This is a genomic window from Xaviernesmea rhizosphaerae (assembly GCF_001938945.1).
Lineage (GTDB): Bacteria > Pseudomonadota > Alphaproteobacteria > Rhizobiales > Rhizobiaceae > Xaviernesmea > Xaviernesmea rhizosphaerae.
This window is the reverse complement of the sequence record NZ_MKIO01000017.1, coordinates 98,083-123,122: the sequence shown is the minus strand read 5'-3', so window position 1 is coordinate 123,122 and position 25,040 is coordinate 98,083. Positions and strand designations below refer to the sequence as shown.

19 protein-coding genes are annotated in these 25,040 nt (G+C 65.8%); 11 read left to right on the top strand and 8 right to left on the bottom strand.

Annotation, left to right across the window (positions count from 1 at the left end; translation table 11 throughout):
- Positions 1 to 34: 34 nt before the first annotated feature.
- Positions 35 to 1,015: a type II secretion system F family protein gene (locus BJF92_RS01470; RefSeq protein WP_075632987.1), complete on the top strand. Its 981-nt coding sequence runs from the start codon at positions 35 to 37 to the stop codon at positions 1,013 to 1,015.
- A 265-nt stretch (positions 1,016 to 1,280) separates the two neighbouring features.
- Here BJF92_RS01470 and BJF92_RS01465 read toward each other — a convergent pair whose 3' ends face one another.
- Complete coding sequence (locus BJF92_RS01465) at positions 1,281 to 2,189, bottom strand: tetratricopeptide repeat protein (protein WP_143523855.1); 909 nt, start codon at positions 2,187 to 2,189, stop codon at positions 1,281 to 1,283.
- A gap of 237 nt (positions 2,190 to 2,426) precedes the next feature.
- Here BJF92_RS01465 and BJF92_RS01460 point away from each other — a divergent pair, with 237 nt between their 5' ends.
- Entirely contained in the window at positions 2,427 to 3,815 is a 1,389-nt protein-coding gene (locus BJF92_RS01460; RefSeq protein WP_075632986.1) for a leucyl aminopeptidase family protein, read from the top strand.
- 61 nt (positions 3,816 to 3,876) lie between these two features.
- Here the strand turns inward: BJF92_RS01460 and dnaA are convergent, their stop codons facing one another.
- Entirely contained in the window at positions 3,877 to 5,373 is a 1,497-nt protein-coding gene (gene dnaA, locus BJF92_RS01455) for a chromosomal replication initiator protein DnaA (RefSeq protein WP_245294626.1), read from the bottom strand.
- 865 nt (positions 5,374 to 6,238) lie between these two features.
- On the opposite strand from dnaA, the gene BJF92_RS24870 reads away from it, so the two are divergent.
- Entirely contained in the window at positions 6,239 to 6,490 is a 252-nt protein-coding gene (locus BJF92_RS24870; RefSeq protein WP_143523853.1) for a hypothetical protein, read from the top strand.
- A 204-nt stretch (positions 6,491 to 6,694) separates the two neighbouring features.
- Here the strand turns inward: BJF92_RS24870 and rpsT are convergent, their stop codons facing one another.
- Together rpsT and mutM are read right to left on the bottom strand one after the other, a co-directional pair.
- A complete protein-coding gene (gene rpsT / locus BJF92_RS01450; protein ID WP_075632984.1) occupies positions 6,695 to 6,961 on the bottom strand; it encodes a 30S ribosomal protein S20 in 267 nt (88 codons plus the stop codon).
- 427 nt (positions 6,962 to 7,388) lie between these two features.
- Positions 7,389 to 8,306, bottom strand: a complete 918-nt coding sequence (gene mutM / locus BJF92_RS01445) for a bifunctional DNA-formamidopyrimidine glycosylase/DNA-(apurinic or apyrimidinic site) lyase (RefSeq protein ID WP_075632983.1) — start codon at positions 8,304 to 8,306, stop codon at positions 7,389 to 7,391.
- Between the two features lie 281 nt (positions 8,307 to 8,587).
- Between mutM and ubiE the strand changes: the two genes are divergently transcribed.
- The 7 genes from ubiE to coaBC all read left to right on the top strand — a co-directional run bounded on the left by ubiE (position 8,588) and on the right by coaBC (position 19,431).
- A complete protein-coding gene (gene ubiE / locus BJF92_RS01440; protein WP_075632982.1) occupies positions 8,588 to 9,364 on the top strand; it encodes a bifunctional demethylmenaquinone methyltransferase/2-methoxy-6-polyprenyl-1,4-benzoquinol methylase UbiE in 777 nt (258 codons plus the stop codon).
- Positions 9,365 to 9,491: 127 nt separating this feature from the next.
- Positions 9,492 to 11,066, top strand: a complete 1,575-nt coding sequence (gene ubiB, locus BJF92_RS01435) for a 2-polyprenylphenol 6-hydroxylase (protein WP_075632981.1) — start codon at positions 9,492 to 9,494, stop codon at positions 11,064 to 11,066.
- Between the two features lie 223 nt (positions 11,067 to 11,289).
- Positions 11,290 to 12,558: a macrolide transporter subunit MacA gene (gene macA / locus BJF92_RS01430; protein ID WP_075632980.1), complete on the top strand. Its 1,269-nt coding sequence runs from the start codon at positions 11,290 to 11,292 to the stop codon at positions 12,556 to 12,558.
- A 16-nt stretch (positions 12,559 to 12,574) separates the two neighbouring features.
- Positions 12,575 to 14,521, top strand: coding sequence for a MacB family efflux pump subunit (locus BJF92_RS01425; RefSeq protein WP_075632979.1), 1,947 nt, complete (start codon positions 12,575 to 12,577; stop codon positions 14,519 to 14,521).
- A 446-nt stretch (positions 14,522 to 14,967) separates the two neighbouring features.
- Positions 14,968 to 15,558: a biliverdin-producing heme oxygenase gene (locus BJF92_RS01420; protein WP_075632978.1), complete on the top strand. Its 591-nt coding sequence runs from the start codon at positions 14,968 to 14,970 to the stop codon at positions 15,556 to 15,558.
- On the top strand, positions 15,548 to 18,088 hold the full coding sequence (locus tag BJF92_RS01415; protein WP_075632977.1) for an HWE histidine kinase domain-containing protein: 2,541 nt from the start codon (positions 15,548 to 15,550) through the stop codon (positions 18,086 to 18,088). Before BJF92_RS01420 ends, BJF92_RS01415 begins: the two co-directional genes overlap by 11 nt.
- A 50-nt stretch (positions 18,089 to 18,138) precedes the next feature.
- Positions 18,139 to 19,431, top strand: coding sequence for a bifunctional phosphopantothenoylcysteine decarboxylase/phosphopantothenate--cysteine ligase CoaBC (gene coaBC, locus BJF92_RS01410; RefSeq protein ID WP_075632976.1), 1,293 nt, complete (start codon positions 18,139 to 18,141; stop codon positions 19,429 to 19,431).
- A gap of 43 nt (positions 19,432 to 19,474) precedes the next feature.
- On the opposite strand, the gene BJF92_RS01405 is transcribed toward coaBC, so the two are convergent.
- Entirely contained in the window at positions 19,475 to 20,224 is a 750-nt protein-coding gene (locus BJF92_RS01405; RefSeq protein WP_075632975.1) for a sulfate transporter family protein, read from the bottom strand.
- Between the two features lie 273 nt (positions 20,225 to 20,497).
- On the opposite strand from BJF92_RS01405, the gene BJF92_RS01400 reads away from it, so the two are divergent.
- Complete coding sequence (locus BJF92_RS01400) at positions 20,498 to 21,853, top strand: amidase (RefSeq protein WP_075632974.1); 1,356 nt, start codon at positions 20,498 to 20,500, stop codon at positions 21,851 to 21,853.
- 110 nt (positions 21,854 to 21,963) lie between these two features.
- Here the strand turns inward: BJF92_RS01400 and nagA are convergent, their stop codons facing one another.
- The 3 genes from nagA to BJF92_RS01385 form a co-directional block, all read right to left on the bottom strand.
- Positions 21,964 to 23,124: an N-acetylglucosamine-6-phosphate deacetylase gene (gene nagA, locus BJF92_RS01395; RefSeq protein WP_075632973.1), complete on the bottom strand. Its 1,161-nt coding sequence runs from the start codon at positions 23,122 to 23,124 to the stop codon at positions 21,964 to 21,966.
- Complete coding sequence (locus BJF92_RS01390; protein WP_075632972.1) at positions 23,121 to 24,146, bottom strand: SIS domain-containing protein; 1,026 nt, start codon at positions 24,144 to 24,146, stop codon at positions 23,121 to 23,123. The genes nagA and BJF92_RS01390 overlap by 4 nt, the downstream gene beginning before the upstream one ends.
- A 125-nt stretch (positions 24,147 to 24,271) precedes the next feature.
- A complete protein-coding gene (locus tag BJF92_RS01385; protein ID WP_075632971.1) occupies positions 24,272 to 25,039 on the bottom strand; it encodes a GntR family transcriptional regulator in 768 nt (255 codons plus the stop codon).
- Between the last annotated feature and the right edge of the window lies 1 nt (position 25,040).

Here is a 25,040-nt window from a genome sequence, read left to right as displayed (position 1 = left end):
TCTTCATGACCCCTCCATCCGGAACGACGACGCCATGGGCAACGGACTGACCGATACGCTTGTTAACCCGACAGTGCTGCTTGCGGCCTGCGTCTCGCTCGCCGTGCTCGCAACGATCTACACGGTCGTCACGCCCTTTTTCGAGGGCGACACGCTCAAGCGGCGGATGAAGGCGGTCTCTCACGAGCGCGAGCAGATCCGTGCGCGTGAACGTGCGCGGCTGCATGCCGAGACCGGCCGCGCCCGCCTGCGCGCCGACCAGAACGGCTCGGTGCGCCAGGTGGTCGACAAGCTCAACCTGCGCCAACTCCTGGTCGACGACAACACCGTCGGCCGGCTGAAGATGGCCGGTTACCGCTCGCAAAACGCGCTCAACACCTTCCTCATCGCCCGCCTCTGCCTGCCCTTCCTGTTCCTCGTCGTTGCGTTGGTCTACATTTTCGGCCTGGAGACGATGCCCGACAGCGAGCTGACGACGCAGCTGCTGGCGGTCATCGCCGCCACGGCCGCCGGCTTCTATTTGCCGAGCCTCGTCGTCACCAACCAGATCAACAAGCGGCAGGCCTCGCTGCGCCGGGCTTGGCCGGATGCGCTGGACCTTCTGCTGATCTGCGTGGAATCGGGCGTATCGATGGAACAGGGCATGCGCCGCGTGGCCGACGAGATCGCCGAGCAATCCGCGCCACTGGCCGAAGAGCTGGTGCTGACCACCGCGGAGCTCTCCTTCCTGCCGGACCGCCGCACCGCGCTCGACAATCTCGCCACGCGCACGGGGCTGGAAGATGTGCGGGCCGTGGTGCAGGCGCTGATTCAGGCCGACCGCTTCGGCACGCCGATCGCCAATGCGCTGCGGGTTCTGGCCCAGGAAAGCCGCGACCAACGCATGAACGCTGCCGAGAAAAAGGCGGCCGCCCTGCCGCCGAAGCTCACCGTGCCGATGATCGTCTTCTTCCTACCGGTGCTGATCGCCGTCATCCTCGGCCCGGCCATTCTGCAGGTCATGGATACGTTCTGATTATCCGGGCAGTGGGAGTAACGGGGAACGAGGCCGTCAGTCATGTGTCGCGTCCGGCCGAACGCCCTGCCACTCTCCCTGCCCGGGCAGGCCAGACCCCGCCGGTCGATGTGACCGGCGGGGTTCGGCGTTTGCACCGGATTTTCACACAAGCCGGATCGCAGTTTTCGGTTCAAAGCTCTTGCCGGCATGCGACCGCCAGGCACGAAAAAGCCTCGGCGGAACCGGGGCTTGTGACGATCCGAGCGAAGCCAAAATGTAAGTATCAGTTGACCTTTTGCGCAGTGGGCGAGCGCGTGTCCTGGCTGGCCAGCTGCTTCCAGGAGTTTTGCTGGGCGAGCATGGCGCGCAGATAGCGGACATTGTCCTGGGCCTGGGCCGGAGACAGTTCCGCGCTGGCGATCCGCTCGGCCTCGTCGAACCGACCCTGAAGGCCTACGGCGAGCGCCAGGTTCTGGCGCACGCCGCTGTCGGCGCCGGGCTGGGCAGCGGCCGAGCGCAGATAGGTCTCCGCCGTCTTCAGATCCTTGGTCAGAAGATACGACATTCCGAGATTGGACAGGACCGAGGGATCGTTCGGCTTGATATCCAGCGCATTGCGATAGGCCTGGCGGGCCTCTGCGGAGCGGCCGAGCTGGTCGAGAATGGCGCCTTCGGCCGATTTCAGCCGCCAGTCCGGCCGGTCCGGCGTCTGCGCCCGGCCGATGGTGGCGAGCGCCTGTTCCAGCTGGCCGGCTGCCGCCTGCGCCTTGCCATAGGCCGCGAGAACCTCGCGGTCGGTCGGAAAGCGGATTGCCAGCTGCTGCATCACGGCGAGCGACTGCTCGTTCTTGCCGGTCATGCGCAGCAGGTTGGCGTAGTTCAGGCCATTGGTCTTGTCGCCCGGATTCTTCTCGTAAGCCGCGCCGACCGAACTGGCGGCGGCCCTGAGCTCCGGCTCGGTCATGGTCTGCACCGCGCGCGGGGACGCGGCTGGCGAGGAGATCGATCCCGTCGTCAGCTCCTTCTTGGGTGTGCTGCAGGCGGTGGCCAGAAGCGCGACGGCCACCAGCGCCGACAGGCCCGGCCAAGGCCGCGCGCCGACGCCGGCCGGCGAAGCCGAAGCAGCCGATTGGCGCGGCGCCGCGCCCGACGGGAGAAGGGGGGAGAGGGCCTGGGAGAGTCCGGTCGTCATGAGCTGCCCCTGAGAGAGGACGGATTTTTCACTGGGAAGGCGCCGGACGCGGAAACTTAGGGAGGAAATCGGGCCTGTTTTCTTCGTTCATCAATAGTCTGTTAACCCTAACAGAGCGTTAATAGGCCCTGGCGAGCGGTTCAGCCTCGCGGGGAGCTTCTCTCCTCGCATCCTGAGCGCGGCGCCTCCTTTCCAATGGCGCCGACGGGCGCCCCAGATTCCGGACTGTCCGCACCGATGCTGCCCTTCTCCCTGATCGACCGCCCCTCCCCCTTCCATGCCGCAGACCTGAAGAGCCTGCCGGTCTTCGCCGTGACGCCGCAGCAGGTGGAGGCAGGATCGATCGATCCGGTCGCGCTCGACTGGGCGCGCAAGGCCGGGTTCAAGGCCGAGGCCGGGGCGCTGCTTCTGGTACCGACGGCCGATGGAAGGCTCGGCGGCGCGCTGTTCGGTCTGGGCGCGACGATCGCCGACACACCCTTCCTCACCGGCAAGCTCGCCAGGCTCCTGCCCGGCGGCCACTGGCACATCGAGACCGCGCCGATCGATCATGGGCAACTGGCGCTCGGCTTCGGCCTCGGGGCCTATCGCTTCGAGCGCTACAAGACGGCCCAGGCGCCGGAACCGACGCTGACCCTGCCGCGCGACATCGATGCCGCCGAGATCCGCCGGCTGGTGGCCGGCACCTATCTGGCGCGCGACCTGATCAATACGCCCGCCAACGACATGGGCCCGGCAGCACTCGAGGCCGCCTTCCGCGCGCTGGCCGCGCATGAGGGCGCCGAGGTGCAGGTGATCGCCGGCGATGCGCTGCTGGAGCGCAATTTCCCGCTGATCCATGCGGTGGGCCGCGCGGCGGCCGAGGCACCGCGGCTTCTGGAAATGCGCTGGGGCAAAGGCAAGCGCAAAATTACGCTTGTCGGCAAGGGCGTGACCTTCGACACCGGCGGGCTGGACATCAAGCCGGCCGCATCCATGGCGCTGATGAAGAAGGATATGGGCGGGGCGGCCCATGTGATGGCGCTGGCGGCGATGATCATGAACGCCAAGCTCAAGGTGGAGCTGCGCGTGCTGGTGCCGGTGGTGGAAAATGCGATCTCGGCCGCCGCTTTCCGCCCGGGCGACATTTACAGGAGCCGCAAGGGGCTGACGGTCCAGATCGACAATACCGATGCCGAGGGCCGGCTCATCCTCGCCGATGCGCTCGCCTATGCCGATGAGGAAAAGGCCGATCTCCTCATCGACATGGCGACGCTGACCGGGGCGGCGCGCGTGGCGCTGGGGCCTGACATCGCCCCCTTCTATACGGACAGCAATCCGCTGGCCGAGGCGCTGACGGCGGCGTCGCTCGCCACTGCCGATCCGCTCTGGCGCATGCCGCTGTTCAAGGGCTACGAGAAAGACGTGACCGCCCGCATCGCCGACCTGACCAATGCGCCCTCCGGCGGCATGGCCGGATCGATCACCGCCGCCCTCTTCCTCAAGCGCTTCGTCGAACAGGCAAATGAATGGGCCCATTTCGACATTTACGGCTGGTCCGCCACCAATCGCCCGCATGGGCCGCAGGGCGGCGAGGCCCAGGCGATCCGGGCGCTCTATCACCTGATCGCCAAGGGCAAGTCTTGAGATGATGCGGGCGGGTTCATCCTTGCGGACAGCCCGCCCGTTTCGCTTCGCGCGTTCGTGCCTATTCGTTGATCAGCCGCTTCAAGAGCTCGATCTCGTGGCTCAGCTTGGAATCGCCGGCGATCAGTTCCTCGATCTTGCGCACGGCATGCAGCACCGTGGTGTGATCGCGCCCGCCGAAGCGGCGGCCGATCTCAGGGAAGGAGCGCGGCGTCAGCGCCTTGGCCAGATACATGGCGATCTGGCGCGGCTTGACGATGACGCGGGTGCGCCGGTTCGACACCAGCTCCTGGCGCGAGACGTTATAATGCTTGGCCACCACGCGCTGGATGTCCTCGATGCGCACGCGCCTGGGCTCGCCGGCATTGACGAGATGGCCGAGCAGCTCGTCCACCCGCTCGATCGACAGGTTCGGCTCAAAGGAGCGGCGGAACAGGAGCTGGTTGAAGGCGCCTTCCAGCTCGCGGCCGCTGGCGGTGATGCTGCGGGCGACATGGGTGAGGATCTCCGGCGCGATGTCGAGCGAGGGATCTTCCTGGCGGGCGACCTCGAGACGGCGCGTGAGGATCTCCATGCGCATGTCGAAGTCAGGGCCTTCCATCTCGATCGCCACGCCGCCCTGCAGGCGCGAGCGCACCCGCGGATCGAGCGATTCCAGCTCCCAGGGCGCGCGGTCGGCAGCGACCACCACCTGCTTGGCGCTGTCGAGCAGCATGTTGAGCAGATGGCAGAATTCGTGCTGGATCGACTTGCCCTGCAGGAACTGCATGTCGTCGATGATCAGCAGATCGATGTTGCGCAGCGTCTCCTTCAGCGACAGCGCGTCATTGTCGCGGATCGCGGTGGCGAAGCGCCACATGAAATATTCGGCCGTGAGATAGACCACGCGGGAATGGCGCGGCCCGCTGATCGCCGCATTGGCGATGGCCTGGAGAAGATGGGTCTTTCCCAGACCGACCGTCGAATGCACGAAGAGCGGATTGAACCGCACGGCGCTGGCGCCGGCATCGGCAATGGTGCGGGCAGCCGCCAGCGCCACGCGGTTGGACGAGCCCTCGACGAAGCTGTCAAAGGTGTAGCGCGTGTCGAGCGGCGAGCCGAAGAGCGGGCCAGACGGGCTGCCGGCCGGCGCGGGGCGCGGGGGGATTTGAGCGGCGGAGCCGGGAAGGATGGCGCTGGCATGCTGGCCGAGGCTGGCGGGCTGGGAGGTGGCGCGGCGCGGCTGGGCCGGCGCCGGCTGGGCTTCGCCCTGGAGCGGCAGGCCCGGTGCTGCGGCGTCGGTCTCGATGCCGGGACGCGCGCCCCGGGTGGCGCTGCGCACCAGGATCTCGACCTTCAGGATATCGGGATCTTCCTGCTGAAACAGGCTGGTGATCAGATCGAGATAGCGATTGTTGATCCAGGACTTGAGGAAGGTGGTGGGCACGGACAGCCGCACGACGCTCTTCGACATCGAATGCAGCTTCAGGCGGCCGAACCAGCTCGCATAGACCTCAGGGCCGACCTGGGTCTTCAGAAGCGCGCTGACACGGTCGAACAGCGCGCTGTTGATGGTCATGGCCGCTTCGTTCCCCGCCTTGTCGTTCTTATTGGCTCCGAGAGGAAATGCACTCTCCTTGTCGTTGAATGCCTTCTGCGAAGTCCGCGAATTACCCAGCATGCTGCCGCCTTCCATGATCATTTCCGGATGCCGCGTGACATGCGGCATCGATGAGTCCCGCCCTTGCGGCCAAAGCCCTTTTTCAAGGACAGCGCCGCGCAAGCTCCTTTTGTTATCGTTCTCCAAAGGCCGCCTGCCATCCGGACAGGCCGGATCTGCAAACGCCCCCTGTCGGGTCCCGATCCGGTCGGCCGAAACGGCCTGATACCGGGCACCCAGGATGCTGGCTGCGGATCCCTCATACATCCCGCGCCAGCCCCCTTACTTCCCCTGCCCTTCACTTGCCCCTGGGGTCTGCTCTTGCGGCACTTGCGCCGCGCGAAACCTGCCCTCTTCGTCCTGCCCCCATGCCGTTGCGGCAGGGCGCGACTTCTTAATCATCCTGCATAATTTTCCCTTAAGACCGAAGCCGGCATTTGGAAAATCCTGCAGCCAATTCCAGAGGATGGCGCGCGCCTGGATCTGAAGCACATCCCGTCGACAAAGGCCCTCGCCGCCTTGCCGACATGCCGCAGACCCCGACGCATCATCACCGTCATCCGGATCATCGCACCTGGAGCGCCGCGCCGATTTTGGATCGGCCCGATGAACCAGGTTCCGGTCTTGTGCCCCACCACTCCTTCCGGACCGGCCTGACACAAGGATACAACCTGAAGGCACAGAAAAGCCGCGCGCCGCGCTGGGCACGCTGCCCTTTCCATGCCGATTTTTGCTGAAACAGCGCAGTACAGCGCCGCTCACGATGCGGGTGACGGACGCACTCATGATGAAGCATGCCCTTTATCAGCCGCCGCCCGGCCACGCTCTGGAGCGCTGCCGACGGACCCATTTAGGCAGGATCGTGACGGGAGATCAATCGGCATTTTTTGGCCGAGAGAAAGGACGGACGTTGACTCTTCAACGGCCTTTTGCATGCCGGGACCCGGGCGAAAAAGAATCGCAAACGAATCAAGGGCTTTGTTTTGTAGCGCATCTGTTAGCTGGCGAAAAACGAAAAAATAAAAAAATCGCTTGACTCACAGCTTATGCGGAAAGCGCCCGAGACTCTCTTGCCACACCTGTCAACCGAAGCTTAACAAGCTGTTTTTTCTCGGAAATTTCCGTCATGCCATTGACGTAATCGCTGGACGCCATAGCTGTTTGCGGCCTGCGGAAAGGCCAAAAACAAAAAGCCCGGCACGAGGCCGGGCTTTCAAAAGGTCAATCGCGAAACCTGCTATCAGGCCGACAGGGTCTTGACGCGATGGGCCAGGCGCGAAATCTTGCGCGAGGCGGTGTTGGCATGCAGAACGCCCTTGGTGGCGGCGCGCATCAGCTCGGGCTGAGCGGCGCGCAGGGCTTCGGCGGCAGCCGTCTGATCGCCGGAAGCGATTGCTTCCTCGACCTTGCGGACGAAGGAACGAACGCGCGAACGACGGGACTTGTTGATCTCGGTGCGGCGAGCGATCTTGCGGGTCGCCTTCTTCGCCGAAGTTGTATTGGCCATATGGTGTCTCTCTTTCAAGAATTCTCGCGAAAGCCTCCCCCTGGCCCAACAAGGCCGACTTCCGGTGTCGTCGGTGCAGGAAGGAGACAGCAACGGAAAGCCTTGAAGCGACTTTCCCAACCGTGGGCGGGCATATAACGGGAAAGCGCGAGCCAGTCAACGCCGATTCTGCACAGAAATCGTCACGCAAAGCCCTGAGAAGGCCGGTTTGCAGGCCCTGCAACACCTGGAAACGCGACGCCGGTTTTCGGGCCGATGCTTGACCCACCCGCATCGGCTGACCCGAAAACCTGATACCACTTTTCGGGCCGATGCTTGACACATCCGCATCGGCTGACCCGAAAACCGGTGCCCACTTTTCGGGCCGATGCTTGACACATCCACATCGGCTGACCCGAAAACCGGTGCCCACTTTTCGGGCCGATGCTTAGGTCTGGCAAACCGGGCAGAAGAAGGTAGAGCGCCCGCCCTGGGCGATGCGGGCCACGGTTCCCGTGCAGGCCGGACGCGGGCAGGCCTCGCCTTCGCGATCATAGACGGAGAAGCGATGCTGGAAATAGCCGAGCGTTCCGTCCGTGCGGATATGGTCGCGCAGGGACGAGCCGCCGGCCTCGATCGCCTCGGCGATCACCTGGTGGATGGCCGTGTTGAGCGCCACGAGCCGCGCGCCCGGTGCGCCATCGCCGCGCACGAGCGCACCGGCCGCCGTGGTCGGAGCAATGCCTGCGCGCCAGAGCGCCTCGCAGACATAGATATTGCCGAGGCCGGCAATGACGCGCTGGTCGAGCAGCGTCGCCTTGACCGGCTGGCCCTTGCCTTTGAAACGGGCCGCGAGATAGTCGGGGCTCAGGCCGTTGCCGGTCGGCTCCTCGCCGAGGCCGCGGAAAAAGGGATGCGCATCCAGCGCCGTGCCCTCGGCCAGATCCATGAAACCGAATCGCCGGGGGTCATTATAGACCACCTGCAGGATGCGGCCCTCGCGCTCCAGGTGGAAGACGACATGGTCGTGGCGGGCATCCTTGCCGCGCGGGAGATAGAAGAGACCGGGAGTATCGCCCGTCTCGCCCGGCAGCGCATCGGCGAGCGCCGCCGGCTCCTCCACCCGGAAGGAGCCGGACATGCCCAGATGGGCGAGGATCGCCGCGCCGTCCGAGAGGTCGATCACCAGATATTTCGCCCGGCGCTTGAGGCCGAGAATGCGCCGGCCCTCCACCCGCGCGGCAAAGCCTTCGGGCAAGGGAAAGCGCAGATCCGGCCGGCGCAGCTCGGCGCGCGCGATGACAGCCCCTTCCATGGCCGGCGCCAGCCCGCGCCTGACCGTCTCGACCTCAGGCAATTCCGGCATAGTTCTTTCCTTTCCAACGCCCGCGACCGCAGAAGGCGCGACGGGTCGGCACTTTGTCCATCCGCTGGATTTCTCCCCATGCCGGCGCGCCGCAAAAGCCGTCGCAGCGGCGCTTTGCCGCGGTGTCGTCAGCACCGCGCGCAAAACCGGGCTTGAAGAACCGAGGGGAAAAGACCTAAGTGCGGCCATGCGCCTGAGATAGCGTGCCCGGAGGGCTTTCGCTATAGGATCGGCCGAACGGCCGCCCGAAGGCACAGGAAGAATGAAGAGCGAGGTGACGCATGACACGTGAGCGCGTTTCGGCCGAAGGCGGCATGGAAACCTCCTATGGCTTCCGCCAGGTCGGCGAGAGCGAAAAGCAGGTGCTCGTCAACGACGTGTTCCACCGCGTCGCCAAGCGCTACGACATCATGAACGACGTGATGTCGCTCGGCCTGCACCGCGCCTGGAAGGATGCGATGATCGCCGCCCTGAACCCGGCCAAGCGGACGGATTACCGCACGCTCGACGTTGCCGGCGGCACCGGCGATATCGCCATGCGCATCGTGGAAGCCTCCGGCCGACAGGCGCACGCCACCGTGCTCGACATCAACGGCTCCATGCTGGCCGTCGGCACCGAGCGGGCGAAGAAGGCGGGGCTTGCCGATCATCTCGATTTCGTCGAGGCCAATGCCGAGGAGCTGCCTTTCGAGCCGAATTCCTTCGATGCCTATACGATCGCCTTCGGCATCCGCAACGTGCCGCATATCGATGTGGCGCTGAAGGAGGCCTATCGCGTGCTCAAGCGCGGCGGGCGGCTGCTGGTGCTGGAATTTTCCGCCGTCGACCAGCCCTTCCTCGAAAAGATCTATGACGCATGGTCGTTCAACGCCATTCCGCGCTTCGGCAAGATGGTCACGGGCGATGGCGAGCCCTATCAGTATCTGGTGGAATCGATCCGCAAGTTCCCCAACCAGCGCGACTTCGCCACCATGATCGAGAAGGCCGGCTTCTCGCGGGTGAGCTTCACCAATTATACCGGCGGCATCGCGGCCCTGCATTCGGCCTGGAAGATCTGATGCGGATTTCCAGCGCCTGCGGCGCGCGCCTGCCTGATGCTGTCCGCCCGGCCCGCCGGATGCTGTCCCGCTTTGCCCGGAAGGCCCTCTTGACGCAGAAGGGCCTCTTGACCCAGAAGGGCTTGGCATGAGCACGCCCGCGACCTATGCCCGCCTGATCCGCATCGGCTGGGTTCTCCTGCGCGAGGGCGTGATCAGCGCCATTCCCAGCGAGAACCTGCCGCCGGCCGCGCGGCTTGCCCAATCCGCGGCCAAGCTGTTTGAGCGCCGCCATGCGCAGAACGAGGAGCGCAGCCAGCGCCTGTCGCGCGCGGTGGCGCGGCTGGGGCCGTCCTATGTCAAGATCGGCCAGTTCCTGGCCACAAGGCCGGATGTCGTCGGCGCCGAGCTTGCCGCCGATCTCGCCTTCCTTCAGGACCGGATGAGCACCTTCTCCCCGGCCGAGGCCCATCAGGCGGTAGAGGCCTCGCTCGGGCGCAGCGTCACGGAGCTGTTCGAGAATTTCGGCGAACCGATCGCCGCCGCCTCCATGGCCCAGGTCCATCCCGGCCTGGTGCGCAAGGGCGATGCGCTGGCCAAGGTGGCGATCAAGGTGATCCGCCCCGGCATCCGCCAGCGCTTCACCCGGGATCTCGAGGCCATGTATCTGGTGGCGCGGATGCAGGAGCGCTTCCTGCCGCATATGCGCCGCCTGCGCCCCGTCGAGGTGACGAAGACGCTGGAACAGACCACCAAGGTGGAGATGGACCTGCGCCTGGAAGCCGCCGCGCTCTCCGAAATCGCCGAGAACACGAAGGACGATCCGGGCTTTCGCGTGCCGGCGGTCGATTGGGAGCGCACAGGGCGCGATGTCGTCACCATGGAATGGATCGAGGGCACGCGCATGGCCGATGTGGCGGCGCTGAAAGCCGCCGGTCACGATCTCGAACGGCTGGCCACCACGCTGATCCAGTCCTTCCTGCGCCATACGCTGCGCGACGGCTTCTTCCATGCCGACATGCACCAGGGCAATCTCTTGGTGGAGGCCGACGGCACCATCGTCGCCGTCGATTTCGGCATTGTCGGCCGGCTGGGCAAGAAGGAGCGCCGCTTCCTGGCCGAGATCCTCTTCGGCTTCATCACCCGCGACTATCTGCGCGTGGCCGATGTGCATTTCGAAGCAGGCTATGTTCCGGCCCATCACGATATGGCGAGCTTCGCCCAGGCGATCCGTGCCATCGGCGAGCCGATCCACGGACAGCCGGCCGAAACTATCTCCATGGCCAAGCTCTTGACGCTGCTCTTCGAGGTCACCGAGCTCTTCGACATGGAGACCCGGCCGGAGCTGGTGATGCTGCAGAAGACCATGGTCGTGGTCGAGGGCGTGGCCCGCACGCTCGATCCGCGCTTCAACATGTGGAAGGCGGCCGAACCGGTGGTGGGCGACTGGATCCGCACCAATCTCGGCCCGAAGCGCGTCATGGCGGATCTGCGCGACGGGCTGCATGCGGCCATCCGCGTGGCCGAAGCCGCGCCCGAGATCGCGCTGAAGACCGAGCGCCTCTCGCGCGACATCACCGCCATGGCGGAAAAGGGCCTGCGCTTCGACCCCGAAACCGCCGAGGCCATCGGCCGGGCCGAAGCCCGTCACGCCCGCTCCGGCCGCGTGGCGCTCTGGGTCATCGCGATCACCTTGATCGTGATCGCCTGGGAGCTGTTGTAAGCCCTCCCGGTGCAGGCCTCACGCGCCCCTGCATCTTTACTGATACGGGCAGTTTTTATACGGGCAGTTTTTACGGATCGGGCGCGGCTGACGGCCGCGTTTCTCGAAAGCTTACGAAGAATTCATGCTGGCGCCCTGCCTTCGCCGTGAAGGACTCCCCATATGCGTCCGGGGATATCGTGCATGTCGCGCGCCGGTCCATCCCCGGAGGATGCGTGAGTACATGGCAGAGGCCTACCCCAAGATCGTCGAGAACCAGCCGGAGCCGCCGGCACAGGAAGCGGCGCGCCCAAGCACCGGCAGGCGCCCTGCCCGGCAGCGGCGGCGGCCGGGGCGACTGATCGCGGGACTGGTGATCCTGGCCCTGATCGGGGTGGGCGGGGCGTATGGTCTGCAGCGCTACCGTTCCCTGGAAAAAACGGAGGCCGTGGTCACCCAGGCGGTCGCGCGCGGCGATATCGAAAACAGCGTTACGGCGACGGGGCTTCTGACCCCGATCCGCGATGTCGATGTCGGCGCGCAGGTTTCCGGCCAGCTGAAGAGCGTGCGGGTCGAGATCGGCGATCAGGTGAAGGAGGGCGACCTCGTGGCCGAGATCGATTCGGCCTCGATCGAGACCCAGATCGAGATCGCCGAGGCCGAGATCGCCAATCTGGCGGCGCAGATGCTGGACAAGCGCGCGCAGGTGGTTCTGGCCAAGGCCAATCTCGCCCGGCAGCAGACGCTGGTGGCCGGCAACACCGCCGCCCGCTCGGCACTGGACGAGGCGGTGGCGGCGCTGGCCACGGCAGAAGCGAATGTGGCGGCGCTGGAGGCGCAGACGCGCAAGCAGCAGGCCTCGCTGAAGGATGCCCGCATCAGCCTGGGCCACACCAAGATCTTTTCGCCGCTCTCCGGCACGGTCGTGGACATCGCCGCCAAGGAAGGCCAGACGCTGAACGCCAACCAGTCGACCCCGACGATCGCCACGGTCGCCGACCTCTCGACCATGACGGTGGAGGCGGAGGTGTCCGAGGCCGATATCGGCAAGCTGACCCCGGGGATGGAGGCCTATTTCACCCTGCTCGGCCAGCCGGGCAAGCGCTATGAAGGCAGGCTGCGGCAGATCAAGCCGACGCCGCAGACCGAAAACAACGTCATTCTCTATTACGCCCTGTTCGACGTGCCCAATCCGGAAGGAAGGCTGATGATGAACATGACGGCGCAGGTCTTCTTCGTGCGCGATCATGTCGAGAACGTGCTGACCGTGCCGGTCGCCGCGCTGAAAGGAAAGCCCGATGGCGGCGAGGCTAGGGTGACAGTCGTCAAGCCCGATGGCAGCCGCGAGATGCGCGAGGTCACGGTCGGCGTGCGCAACCGCGTGGTTGCGGAGATCAAGAGCGGGCTTGCGGAAGGCGAAACCGTGGTGGTGGGCACCGGCACGGGCGGGGCCTCCCCCGCCTCGGCGCGCGGCAATGGCGGCCGGCGCGGCATGCCGCCGCCGCCCTTCTGATTGCGGGAGACGCGTCATGGCTCTGCTGATCTCGCTGAAATCCATCCGCAAGACCTTCACGTCAGGCGAAGTCCCTGTCCATGCGCTGAAGGATGTCTCGCTCGATATCGAGGAAGGCGATTTCGTCGCCATCATCGGCCAGTCGGGCTCGGGCAAATCGACGCTGATGACCATTCTCGGCTGTCTCGACCGGCCGACCTCAGGGCAATATCTGCTGGATGGCGAGGATGTCTCCGATTTCTCGCCGGACGAGCTGGCCGAGCGGCGCCGGCGCATGTTCGGCTTCGTGTTCCAGTCCTACAATCTCGTGCCGACGGCGAGCGCCGAGGAGAATGTCGAGATCCCCGCGATCTATGCCGGCATGCCGGCCGAGGAGCGGCGCGACCGGGCGGAGGCCCTGCTGGAGCGGCTCGGCCTTGGCGACCGGCTCGACCATCTGCCGAATCAGCTCTCCGGCGGGCAGCAGCAGCGTGTGTCGATCGCCCGCGCGCTGATGAATGGCGGCCAGATCATCCTGGCCGACGAACCGACGGGTGCGCTCGACAGCAAGAGCGGCCGCGACGTTCTGGCCACGCTGCGGCAGATGCATGCCGAGGGCCACACCATCATCATCATCACCCATGCGCCGGAGCTGGCCGAATCCGCCGACCGGGTGATCGAGATCCGCGACGGGCAGATCGTCGCCGACCGGCGCCTGCGGCCCCTGCCGAAGGCCCGTCAGACCACGCCGCAGGCTCTGGCACCGGCGCAAGCCTCGGCCGCCGTCGCGGCCGATGTCCTCGAGGCCATGCGCATGTCGATGCGGGCGCTCAGGGCCAATCTCTTCCGTACCGTGCTGACGCTGCTCGGCATCGTCATCGGCGTCGCCTCCGTCGTGGCGATGCTGGCGATCGGCAATGGCGCGCAGCAATCGGTCTTGAGCCGCATCGCCGCCATGGGGTCGGATCTTCTGATCGTCCGGCCGAACATGGCCAATTTTCGCGGCGGCGAAGGCGGCAGCATCGTCTCGCTGATCCCTTCGGATGCGGATGCGATCCTGGAGCTGCCGAATGTCGCCTTCGCCGTGCCGGAAATGTCGAGCACCATGACGGTGCGCGCCGGCAACCGCGACACGCAGACGACGGTCAATGGCACGGTGCCGCAATTTCCCGCCGCCAAATCCTGGGAGGTCGGCACCGGCACCTTCCTGAGCGCCGCCGACATGACCAGCTATGCCCCCGTGGCCGTGATCGGACAGACAGTGGCCGACACGCTGTTTCCAGAGGGTGAACAGGCGCTCGGCCAATATATCCTGATCAAGAACATTCCCTTCCAGGTGATCGGCATCATGGCCCGCAAGGGCGCGACTGCCGGCGGGCAGGACCAGGACGACGCGGTTCTGGTGCCGCTGTCGACGGGAAATCTGCGCCTGTTCGGCGCGCGCAATGTCCGCTCCATCACCGTTCAGGTGCAGGATGACAGCGCCATCAACGTCACCCAGGACCAGATCCAGGCGCTGCTCGACGCGCGCCACAAACGCCAGGACACGCAGATCACCAATATGGCGGCGATCCGCGAGACCTTCACCGAGACCTCCAACGTCCTGAAGATCTTCCTGGGCTCGATCGCCGCCATCTCGCTCATCGTCGGCGGCATCGGGGTGATGAACATCATGCTGGTGAGCGTGACCGAACGCACCCGCGAAATCGGCATCCGCATGGCAACCGGGGCGCGTGCGCGCGACATCCTCACCCAGTTCATCGTCGAGGCGCTGGTGGTCTCGGCGCTTGGCGGCGTGATCGGCATCGCGCTCGGCCTGTCGATCGGCGGCGTGGCCCAGGCCTTGGGCGTGCCGGTCAGCTTCGCGCCCGGCCCGGTGGTGCTCGCCTTCGGCAGCGCCTTCCTGACCGGTCTCGTCTTCGGCTACCTTCCCGCCCGCAACGCCTCGCGGCTGCAGCCGGCCGTCGCCTTGTCCTCGACCTGACGAAGCCGCCGGCCTTTTGAAGCAGCGGAAGACGGGTGCGGGCCATCGTCCGGACGATGCGCTGCGAAAGTCCGCAGCAAGTCCGATCAAGACCATCGCCTCGGGACAGACAAAAATTCGTCGCCGCCCGATTTCCGCCGTGAAGATTATCCTTTAAAGGCAGCGCGACAGACGTCGGCAACGTTGCCGCACGGATATCATGACATGCCGATGCTTTGTGTCCCCATCGCGCCTGCGATGGAACGCTAAATTTCTTCCTTCTGAAGTCCCTTTGATAAAAAAGGGGGGAGAACTGCCGGAAACCGTGAGGGTCCACGGCATCTCTTTTGTGTTTTCACGGATGTGCCGTCATGCCGGAAGCACGCACAAGAACGCAGGAGGACGGAACAAAAGTCGCGGCATCGCATTTTTAAACATTTGGCAGTGCTGTGGATAATTGCTGACCTGTGTCCCGATCTTCTTCTCAAGCCGGCTCGAGCCGGCGTTTCCTCCTGCGCGAACGCACGGCCGAGGCCCATGAGGCTCTCGACCGGATGATCGGTCCATTCGACAGTCTCGATGCCTATAAGCGGTATCTGGTCGGTATCGGCGCCTTTCGCGCGCCAATCGAAGCACGATTGCGCCAGGCCTTGTGGCCTGCGGCACTCGAAACCTTTCCGCTGCAGGAATTCAGCCTGCTGATCCAGCGCGACCAGGAAGATCTCGGCATCGTGCTGCCCGTCTCCCCGGCCGTCGCAGATACGGCCTCAGACGGCCAAGAGCACTCTGCCGCCACGCTTCTGGGCACGCTGTACGTTCTGGAAGGCTCCGCGCTTGGCGCCCGCCTGCTCTATCAGCGCGCCCAGGCGTTGGGGCTCAGCGAGGTCTATGGCGCACGCCATCTGGCCGTGCAGGCCATGCGCAGCGATCGCTGGTCGCGTTTTCTCCACACACTCGAAGCCGCCGACGCGATCGAAATCGACGAGGTCGCGCTGGCGTCCCGCGCCGCCTTCGCCGAAGCGCGAGAAGCCTTCAGGCAGGCCCTTCATGGCGCATGACACCGTCGATCTGACCAATTGCGACCGGGAACCCATCCATATTCCCGGCAACATCCAGCCACATGGCTGCCTGATGGCGCTCGATGCGCGCGCCGGGCAGATCCTGCGCCATTCGGCCAATCTTTCCGCGCTCACGGGCATCGAAGGTTCGGTCAATGGCCGGATGCTCGAAGACGTTCTCGGCGACGACGCCGCACACACATTGCGCAATGTCGTGGCCGCACTCCGGGAGGGCGCGCGGCCAGCCCTGCTGCAGGGACTTCAGACGCGCTGCGGCCCGTTCGACATCGCCGTCCATCTCTACAAATCGGTGGTGACCATCGAGCTCGAGCCGGAAACGGTCGGCCAGCCGCTGCAGATGGCACGCATGCTGATCGGCCGGATCGGCGAGATTACCGACACCGATCTCCTGGTGCGCCAGGCGTCGCGCCTCGTGCGCGGCATGCTCGGCTATGACCGGGTGATGGTCTATCGATTCGAGGAGGACGGCGCCGGCCGCGTGGTGGCCGAAGCCCGGCGCGGCGATCTCGAAAGCTTCCTCGGACAATATTTCCCCGCCGGCGACATTCCACGCCAGGCGCGCGAGCTCTATGTCCGCAACACCATCCGCATCATCGGCGATGTCGATGCGGCGCGCGTGCCGATCGAGCCCGTCATCGACATTTCGGGCGAGCCGCTGGATCTGTCCTATGCGCATCTGCGCAGCGTGTCGCCGGTGCATTGCGAATATCTGCGCAATATGGGCGTCTCCGCCTCCATGTCGATCTCCATCATCATAGATGGCAAGCTATGGGGATTGATCGCCTGCCATCATTATCGTCCTCTGGTGCTCGGCATGGCGCACCGTGTGGCGGCGGAGATGTTCGGCGAATTCTTCTCCCTGCATCTTCAGTCGCTGAAGCAGAAGGAAAAGCTGAAGACCGCCAGCCACGCCCGCGCCTCGCTCGACCGCTTCCTGCGCATCGCGTCGCACCACAGCGATATCGGCGCGCTTCTGAAGGAGAGCCTGGCCGATTTCGCCACCCTCATGCCCTGCGACGGCGTGGGCCTTTGGTTGAACGGGAGCTGGACCGTCTTCGGCACAGTGCCGCCCGCCTCCGCTGTGCCCGGCCTGCTCCGGATGATGGGAACGGTGGCGGAAGGCCGGGTCTGGGCCACCCACAGCCTGGCGCAGCGCCTCTCCGAGGCGGAAACCTATAGCGCGCAGGCGGCGGGCGTTCTCGCCGTGCCGCTGACGCAGATCCACCGCGACTATCTGTTCTTCTTCCGGCGGGAGTTCATCCAGACGCTCGACTGGGCCGGCGATCCTACCAAGACCTATCAGAGCGGCCCGCTCGGCGACCGGCTGACGCCGCGCAAGAGCTTTGCCATCTGGAAGGAGACGGTGCATCTCCAGGCGCAACCCTGGACCGAGGCCGAGCGCGAAATCGCAGAGGTCACGCGTTCGGCGCTGGTCGAGATCGGCCTTCGCCATAGCGAACTCATGGCCGAAGAACGCAGCCGCGCCGATGTGCGCCAGCGCATGCTCAACGAGGAACTGAACCACCGGGTCAAGAATATCCTCGCGCTGATCAAGTCGCTGGTCAGCCAGCCCGTTGGCCAGGATCGTGGCTTGGAGGATTATGTGCGCTCGCTCAAGGGCCGAATCCAGGCTCTGTCCTTCGCCCATGATCAGGTCGTGCGCGGCGATGGCGGCGGCATCCTGCTGGACCTTCTCGACGCGGAACTGACGCCTTACCGCCAGAATGCCGATTCTATTCTGCTGGGCGGGCCCAAGGTGCTGCTCGATTCCCGCGCCTTTTCGGTCATGGCGCTGGTGCTGCACGAGCTGTCGACCAATGCCGCGAAATATGGCGCGCTCTCGAAACAGGGCGGCCATCTCTCGGTCACCTGGCATGAAGACGAGCAGGGCGATTGCGTGATCGACTGGCGCGAAAGCGGCGGCCCGCCCGTTCTGCCGCCGACGCGCACGGGCTTCGGCACCGCGCTGATCGACCGCAGCCTGCCCTATGACCTCGGCGGCAAGAGCCGCGTGCTCTATGCCCGCAGCGGTGTGGAAGCGCAGTTCAGCATTCCGGCCCGCCATGTGACGATCACCGCGCCAGTTGTTGCGGGCGAGCAGAGCCTCGGCAACGCGATGGACGCCGCGACCCGGCTCGATCCCGGCATTCGCGTGCTGCTGGTCGAAGACCAGATGCTGATCGCCATGGATGTCGAGGGGATGCTGGCCGATCAGGGGGTCGATCAGGTGGTCACGGCCGCCTCGGTGGTGGATGCCATCGCCAAGCTGGCGGATTTCCGGCCTGATGTGGCGATTCTCGATGTCAATCTCGGCGCGGGAACCTCGATCGAGCTGGCGGAGATCCTGATCCGCAACGGCACCCCCTTCCTTTTCGCCACCGGATACGGCAATAGCACGATGATCCCGAGCGCCTTCGCAAGGGTGCCGGTGGTGCGCAAGCCCTATGACAGCCTATCGCTGACGGGCGCCATCGCGGCGGCCGTCGCGGCGGGCAAGCCGGAGAGCTGAGACGGATCAGGGTCAGGCGCCGGCATCGGGCGTGGGGCAGAGGAGAAGGCATGGACGGCTTCGCGGAACAGGATCTGGGCAGCCTTTCCGGCCGAAGGATTCTCTTGATCATCGCCGGCGGCATCGCCGCCTATAAGAGCCTCGACCTCATCCGCCGCCTGCGCGCCGCTGGCGCTGAGGTGCGGCCGATCATGACGGCGGGCGCGCAGGCCTTCGTCACGCCGCTCGCCGTCGGCGCTCTCGCCGCAGACAAGGTCTTTACCGATCTCTTCTCCCGCGAGGACGAGCAGGATGTGGGCCATATTCGCCTGGCGCGGGACTGCGATCTGGTGCTGGTTGCGCCCGTTACCGCCGATCTCATGGCCAAGATGGCCCATGGCCTGGCCGACGACCTCGCCTCCACCGTGCTTCTGGCCACCAACCGGCCGGTGCTGATCGCCCCGGCGATGAACCCGGTGATGTGGGCCAAGGCGCCGACCCGGCGCAATCTGATGCAGCTGAAGGCTGACGGCATCCATGTCGTCGGTCCCGGCATCGGCGAAATGGCGGAAGCCGGCGAGCGCGGCGAAGGCCGCATGAGCGAGCCGGCGGAGATCGCCGCCGCGGCAGCAGCACTGCTTCGTCCTGCGGGAGCGGGTGACGCGCGGCGCGACCGGCCGCTGGCGGGCCGGCGGGCCATCGTTACCTCAGGCCCGACGCATGAGCCGATCGACCCCGTGCGCTATATCGCCAACCGCTCCTCAGGCCGGCAGGGGCATGCGATCGCGGCGGCCCTGGCAGAACTCGGGGCGGATGTCACCCTCGTCTCCGGTCCGGTAACGCTGGCCGATCCCGCAGGCGTGACCGTGCATCATGTGGAAACGGCGCGCGAGATGCTGGATGCCGTGCTCGCCGCCCTGCCGGCCGATATCGCCGTGATGGTGGCGGCGGTGGCCGACTGGCGGGTCGATACGGCTGCCGGCGAGAAGATCAAGAAGAAGGCAGGCGAAGGCGCACCCCTGCTCAGCCTCACCGAAAATCCCGATATCCTGAAGACCATCGGCCATCATGCCCAGCGCCCCGCCATGGTCGTCGGCTTTGCCGCCGAAACCCAGTCTGTGCTCGACAATGGCCGGGCCAAACTCGCCAGCAAGGGCGCGGATCTCATCGTCGCCAATGATGTCTCGCCCGGGACCGGGATCATGGGCGGCCCGCGCAATCAGGTGGCGATCCTCTCCGCAGCCGGCGTGGAGCACTGGCCCGAGCTGGACAAATCCGCCGTGGCCGACCGCCTTGCCCTGCTGATCGCGCAGCGGCTTTCGCCTGCTCCGGGGCAAGAGGCCTCTGCGGCACAAGACGCCTGACACGCCGGCTTCGCGCGATCCGAACTCACCGGCCAGGCCCGCCTCAGGCCGGCGGGTTGAGGCTGCCCGCCGCGGTGGCCTGAGCCAGCCTTGCACCATCGCGCGCCGTCAGCGCCTTGTGCAGATGCACCATCATGCCAGCGGCAAAGAGCGGCGTCAGCAGATTGAGCAGGGGGACGGCCAGGAAGGCGGCCAGCACCAGGCCGGCCAGGAAGACCGTGGTGCCGTGGCGAGCGCGGAAAAGCCGCGCCTCTTGCGGGCTGCGATAGCGCATGGCCGCGAATTCGAAAAATTCCCGGCCGAGAAGATAGCCATTCACCAAAAAAAACGCGACAAGGTTGATGCCCGGCAGAAGCAGAAGCAGGAGCGCGACGATGTTGCCCAGGATGACCACGCCGAAAAAAGCGATCGTGCCACGGATGGCCGTTCCGAGCGGAAGGGCTTGGCCCACGGGTTCGCCCGGATAATCCCGCCGCTCGATCTGTTCGGCGATGTCATCGAGAAAGAAGCCGGCGACGAGCGCGGTGGCAGGTGCAATCATCACGGCAAGCGCCAGCGCGAGACCAAGACTGGCCAGGATGGCGACGACGAAGATCAGCCATCCTTCCCAGCCGGCCATGCCAGGCAGCCACTGCTCCAAGAGCGGCGTTGCGTAAGCCACGAATAACTCGCGCAGGAGGAACCATAAGGCGACGAGAATTAGAATTGTCAGACCAATAACTTTCCAAAACACCGCGCGCGTTTCCGGCGCAAGCAGATTTGTAAAAGAAAGCCGTGCCGATTGGAGAATCATTTTTTGTTTCCATTGATGGTATAGCAACTATCCGGACGCTGAGGACTTTGAAGTTATGTAATAATGTGGCAGATACAAGTGTGCGGCATCGCATAAGAATTTTTTATTAGAAAAATATAATTCGAAATTGTGTTTTCCATTGGTGATCCAGGAGATGCCATCGTGATCAAGCCCTCGGACGTCAGCGCTCTTCTCCCGCGCACGTCTGGCCCGTTTGAAAAATTCGGTTCTGCTGCGACGCACAAGTCCCGATCGGAGAGGACCGAGCATGAGATGATGGCGGGCTCCTCGCTGTGCAGTCTCGCCTTTCTGCTGCAGATGGGCGCATTATGCCCGGTGGACCTTGTCGAGTCGATCTATGATCGGATCGACCGCGAAGACATGGACGGGGTTTTCGTGACCCTGACACGAGAGCGCGCGCTGGCGGAGGCGCATGCGGCCCGGCTGCGCCTGCGCGAGGGACGCTCGCATGGATTGCTCGACGGCGTTCCGATCGGCTGGAAAGACCTGTTCGACATGCACGCCTCGGTAACGACGGCGGGCTCGACGGTGCTTGCCGACCAGCCGAAGGCGCGGATCGATGCCGATGTGGTGGCCACGCTGGCCGACGCCGGCATGGTCAGCATCGGCCGGACCAATATGAGCGAATTCGCCTTTTCGGGCCTGGGCATCAATCCGCATTACGGCACGCCGATTAATCCCCATTCGATCGACGAGCCGCTGATCCCCGGCGGCTCCTCTTCCGGCTCCGGCGTCGCCGTGGCCACGGGCCTGCTTGCGGTGGCCATGGGCAGCGATACCGGCGGCTCGGTGCGCATCCCCGCCGCCCTGACCGGCATTGTCGGCTACAAGGCAACCCGCGGACGCTATTCGATGCGCGGCGTGTTTCCGCTGGCCATCAGCCTGGATTCGCTCGGGCCGCTGACGCGCAGCGTGCGCGACACCGTGATGATCGATGCCGGTCTGCGCGGCTGTCTCCTGGCCCTGCCGGTGCGCCGTGCCTGCCCCACGCGCCTGGTCGTGCCGACCAACATCGTCTTCGACAATTGCGAGCCGGCTGTGGTCCATGCCTTCGATGCGGCCATCGGGCGGATCGCGGACAGCGGCATCCCGGTCGAGCGCCGTCCCATGTCCTGTTTCTCGACCATCTTCGAGCTGATGGGTCGCCATGGCGCGCTCGCCTCCGCCCAGGCCTTTGTTCTGCATCGCGAGCGCCTGTCGAGCCCGAATGTGGTGGAAATGGACCGGCGCATGGTGGCGCGGGCGCGCCAGGGCGAGCGGATGGCGCTCAGCGACTACATGACGCTGCAGGCCGAGCGGGAAAGGCTGATCACCGAGTTCAACAGCCTTCTCGCCCCGGGCGAACTCCTGGCCCATCCAACGGTGCCGCAGCTGGCGCCGCCGCTCGTTCCGCTTCTGCTTGACGACGATCTGTTCAACCACACCAATGCGCTGATGCTGCGCAACACGCTGATCGGCAATTTCCTTGATATGTGCGCGATCTCAATTCCCTGCGGCCCGGAAGGCAGCCTGCCGATCGGCTTCCAGCTGGCCGCGCCGCGCAACGAGGACGACCGGCTGCTGAGGGTCGCGATGGAACTGGAGCAGCTGATTCGTGCGGCCGGATGAGAGCCCCGTCGGATCTCCCCGCGCTTGGCAGAGGAAGCGTTTGACAAACGGCCGGGAGCTGCCTTCTTCTGAATGCCGGCACCCGACGGGCGCGCGTGCCGGCTCTTTTCTCAGGCGCGGTAGACCTCGCGGCCGCCGATCACGGTGGCGACCATCTCCAGCTCCGGCGTCAAAAGGACGAAGTCCGCATCGAGACCGGGCAGCAGCCGGCCCTTGCGCGCCGAGATCCCCATGACATCGGCCGGATAGCTCGCAGCCATGCGCAGCACCTCGTCCAGCGCCACGCCGACCTCGTCATGCAGGAACTGGATGGAGGAGAGCATGTCGATATCGGCGCCCGCCAGAGTGCCGTTCTCCAGCGTCAGCCGGCCATCCTTGCGGAAGATCTCGCGGCCGTTGAGCAGGAAGCCGGACATGTCGGAGCCGATGGTCGACATGGCGTCGGTCACCAGGAAGACCCGGCCAGGTCCGACCTTGGCGCGCAGCGCGATGCCGATCGCGACGGGATCGACATGGAAGCCATCGGCGATCAGGCCGGCGGAGAGGCGGCCATCGGCAAGGGCAGCGCCGACCATGCCCGGCTGTCGATGGCCGAGCGGGCTCATGGCATTGTAGAGATGGGTCACTGTCGTGGCGCCGGCCTCGGCATAGCGCAGCACCGTCGCATAATCGGCATCCGTATGGCCGAGGCTGACTATGATGCCGGCCTCGCGCATGCGGCGGACCTGGTCGGTGGTGACGTTCTCCGCCGCAACGGTCACCATCAGATGCTCGACCAGATGGGCGCAACCGAGCATGGCGTCGAGATCCGCCTCGCTCATGGGCCGGATCAGGCTGGCATCATGCACCCCCTTGCGGGCGATGGACAGATGCGGCCCTTCCAGATGCAGGCCGAGAAAGCCCGGCACATGGGCGAGGCGAGCCTGATGGCCGGCCTCGATCGCGCGGGCGCGCACCTCCAACCCGTCGGTGATCAGCGTGGCCAGCAGCGCCGTGGTGCCGAAACGGGCATGGGCGGCGCAGATCCGCTCGATCGCGTCGATCTCCGGCAGGTCGTTGAAGAGCACGCCGCCGCCGCCATTGACCTGCAGATCGATGAAGCCCGGCACCAGGAGCGCGCCTGCCGCATCCACCCGCCGCGCGGCGGGCGGCACCTCCTCCGGCAGAACGATGCCGGAGACCTGGCCGTCCTTGACGACCAGCACGGCCTCCTCATGCCAGGACTGCCCGTCGAAAATGCGGGCGCCGGCGATTGCCTTGATGTCGCTCATCGTGTCTCCGTCACTTTCTTCAGCGCGACCGGCTGATCGGGGTTGAAACCGCAGGCCCGGGACCAGGACTCCACGAAGCCATAGAAGGGCACGACCAGCGCCAGCGCATCGGTGAGCGGATGCCCCGTTTCGACATAGGGCAGCTTGACCGCCCCGGCAGCCCGGCCCGACGTGGCAAAGGCGCGTGCGCCTTTGGCCTGCAGGCCGTCGAGAATCTCCACCACCGACCCCTCCGCCGCATCGCGCGCCACCAGGCCGATGACGGGGAAGGCGCCTTCCACCAGCGCCACCGGTCCATGCAGCACCTCGGCCGAAGAATAGGCCTCGGCATGCAGGCCGGAGGTCTCCTTGAACTTCAGCGCCGCCTCGTTGGCGATCGCGAGTGCCGGTCCGCGTCCCAGCATATAGAGCGAGCCGGCATCCTTCAGCGGCGCGGCCAGCCGGCTCCAGTCGAGCGAGACCGCCTCGTCCAGATGCTGCGGCAGCGCGGCCAACGCACGCTCCAGCGCCTGATCCTGCGTCCACGCCGCCAGGATGGCGAGACCGGCGACGATGGAACTGACATAGGACTTGGTGGCCGCCACCGCCAGTTCCGGGCCGGCGGCAATATCGATCGCATGGCCCATGGCCGTGGCGATCGGCGAGGGCAGCGTGTTGGTCAGCGCGATGCCCAGCGCGCCGCTGTCGGTGGCGGCCTGCGCCAGCGCGACGATGTCGGGGCTCTTGCCGGACTGGGAGATGGCGATTGCCGCGCCGCCGGCCAGATTGAGCCGGGCGCCATAGATCGAGGCGAGCGACGGGCCGATTGAGGCGACCGGCCGTCCGGCCGTCAGCTCGATGGCATATTTCAGGAACAGGGATGCATGGTCGGAGGAGCCGCGGGCAATGGTGACGAGAAAGGCCGGATCCTTCTCGCGCAGGGCCGCGCCGGCAGCCGCGACGGCCGGGCCGGACTGATCGAGAAAGCGCTGCACGGCCTCAGGGATCTCGTTGATCTCTCGGCGCATATGGGTCTGGGTCATGATGCTGTCCTTCGGGTCGGGCCTTGCATGGCCGCGGTTTGGCAAAATTGCGGTTCAGTGTGCGCGAAGGCTGGCGGCGGATCTCAGCCGCGCGCTTCCCCTCGCAATGTGTGCGGACGCCGTCATCACGCCGTCTCCGGCAGCGTCAGTTCCGCCACGAAATCATAGGCATCGCCGCGATAGATCGACCGGGTGAACTCCACCACCCGGCCGGAGGCGAGATAGGCCACCCGCTCGATCACCAGGCTGGCGGAGCCGGGCGCGACCTGCAGAAGGGCGGCATCCGCCTCTTTCATCCCCTGCGCGAACATGCGCTGTACGGCTCGAACCGGCCGCGCGCCGATACGGGTCAGCTCCGCATAGAGCGAGCCGGTCACCTGCATCGGATCGGGAAGGAATTCGGCGGCGATGCTCGCCCATTCCAGGGCCAGCGGCACGTCATCGGCGATGCGCAGACGCGACAGGCGCGCGACCTGAGCATCCGCCGCCAGCCCCAGCACCATCATCTCGTCGGGCGAGGGCGGAAAAAGGCCGCGCTCCAGCCATTCCTGCCGGCTGATCAGCCCGCGCCGGGCCATGTCCTCGGTAAAGGAGGTGAGCCGCGAGACGGGTTTGCCCACCGGCGTGGCGCGGCGGGCGACGAAGGTGCCGGAGCCCTGGCGCCGCTCGAAAAGGCCCTGGCGAACCAGTTCGTCCACCGCCTTGCGCAGGGTGACGCGGCTGAGGCCGACAGCCTCCGCCAGATCGCGCTCCGGCGGCAGCGCATCGCCGGGGGCAAGCGCGCCGGTGGCGACGGCCTGCTCCAGCACATGGCGCAGGCGGCGATAGAGCGGGCCCGGACCGGCCGCGTCCAGCGCTTGCGGCGAGAGGATCGTCGTCAGGCCCGCGCGCATC

Excerpts from the sequence above, each read along its gene's own strand:
- BJF92_RS01405 (WP_075632975.1), bottom strand. The coding sequence starts at position 20,224 with ATGATTCTCCAATCGGCACGGCTTTCTTTTACAAATCTGCTTGCGCCG.
- macA (WP_075632980.1), top strand. The coding sequence starts at position 11,290 with ATGGCAGAGGCCTACCCCAAGATCGTCGAGAACCAGCCGGAGCCGCCG.
- BJF92_RS01470 (WP_075632987.1), top strand. The coding sequence starts at position 35 with ATGGGCAACGGACTGACCGATACGCTTGTTAACCCGACAGTGCTGCTT.
- dnaA (WP_245294626.1), bottom strand. The coding sequence starts at position 5,373 with ATGACCATCAACAGCGCGCTGTTCGACCGTGTCAGCGCGCTTCTGAAG.
- BJF92_RS01385 (WP_075632971.1), bottom strand. The coding sequence starts at position 25,039 with ATGCGCGCGGGCCTGACGACGATCCTCTCGCCGCAAGCGCTGGACGCG.
- BJF92_RS01460 (WP_075632986.1), top strand. The coding sequence starts at position 2,427 with ATGCTGCCCTTCTCCCTGATCGACCGCCCCTCCCCCTTCCATGCCGCA.
- ubiB (WP_075632981.1), top strand. The coding sequence starts at position 9,492 with ATGAGCACGCCCGCGACCTATGCCCGCCTGATCCGCATCGGCTGGGTT.
- mutM (WP_075632983.1), bottom strand. The coding sequence starts at position 8,306 with ATGCCGGAATTGCCTGAGGTCGAGACGGTCAGGCGCGGGCTGGCGCCG.
- BJF92_RS24870 (WP_143523853.1), top strand. The coding sequence starts at position 6,239 with ATGATGAAGCATGCCCTTTATCAGCCGCCGCCCGGCCACGCTCTGGAG.
- nagA (WP_075632973.1), bottom strand. The coding sequence starts at position 23,124 with ATGAGCGACATCAAGGCAATCGCCGGCGCCCGCATTTTCGACGGGCAG.
- rpsT (WP_075632984.1), bottom strand. The coding sequence starts at position 6,961 with ATGGCCAATACAACTTCGGCGAAGAAGGCGACCCGCAAGATCGCTCGC.
- ubiE (WP_075632982.1), top strand. The coding sequence starts at position 8,588 with ATGACACGTGAGCGCGTTTCGGCCGAAGGCGGCATGGAAACCTCCTAT.
- BJF92_RS01390 (WP_075632972.1), bottom strand. The coding sequence starts at position 24,146 with ATGACCCAGACCCATATGCGCCGAGAGATCAACGAGATCCCTGAGGCC.
- coaBC (WP_075632976.1), top strand. The coding sequence starts at position 18,139 with ATGGACGGCTTCGCGGAACAGGATCTGGGCAGCCTTTCCGGCCGAAGG.
- BJF92_RS01465 (WP_143523855.1), bottom strand. The coding sequence starts at position 2,189 with ATGACGACCGGACTCTCCCAGGCCCTCTCCCCCCTTCTCCCGTCGGGC.
- BJF92_RS01415 (WP_075632977.1), top strand. The coding sequence starts at position 15,548 with ATGGCGCATGACACCGTCGATCTGACCAATTGCGACCGGGAACCCATC.
- BJF92_RS01400 (WP_075632974.1), top strand. The coding sequence starts at position 20,498 with ATGATGGCGGGCTCCTCGCTGTGCAGTCTCGCCTTTCTGCTGCAGATG.
- BJF92_RS01425 (WP_075632979.1), top strand. The coding sequence starts at position 12,575 with ATGGCTCTGCTGATCTCGCTGAAATCCATCCGCAAGACCTTCACGTCA.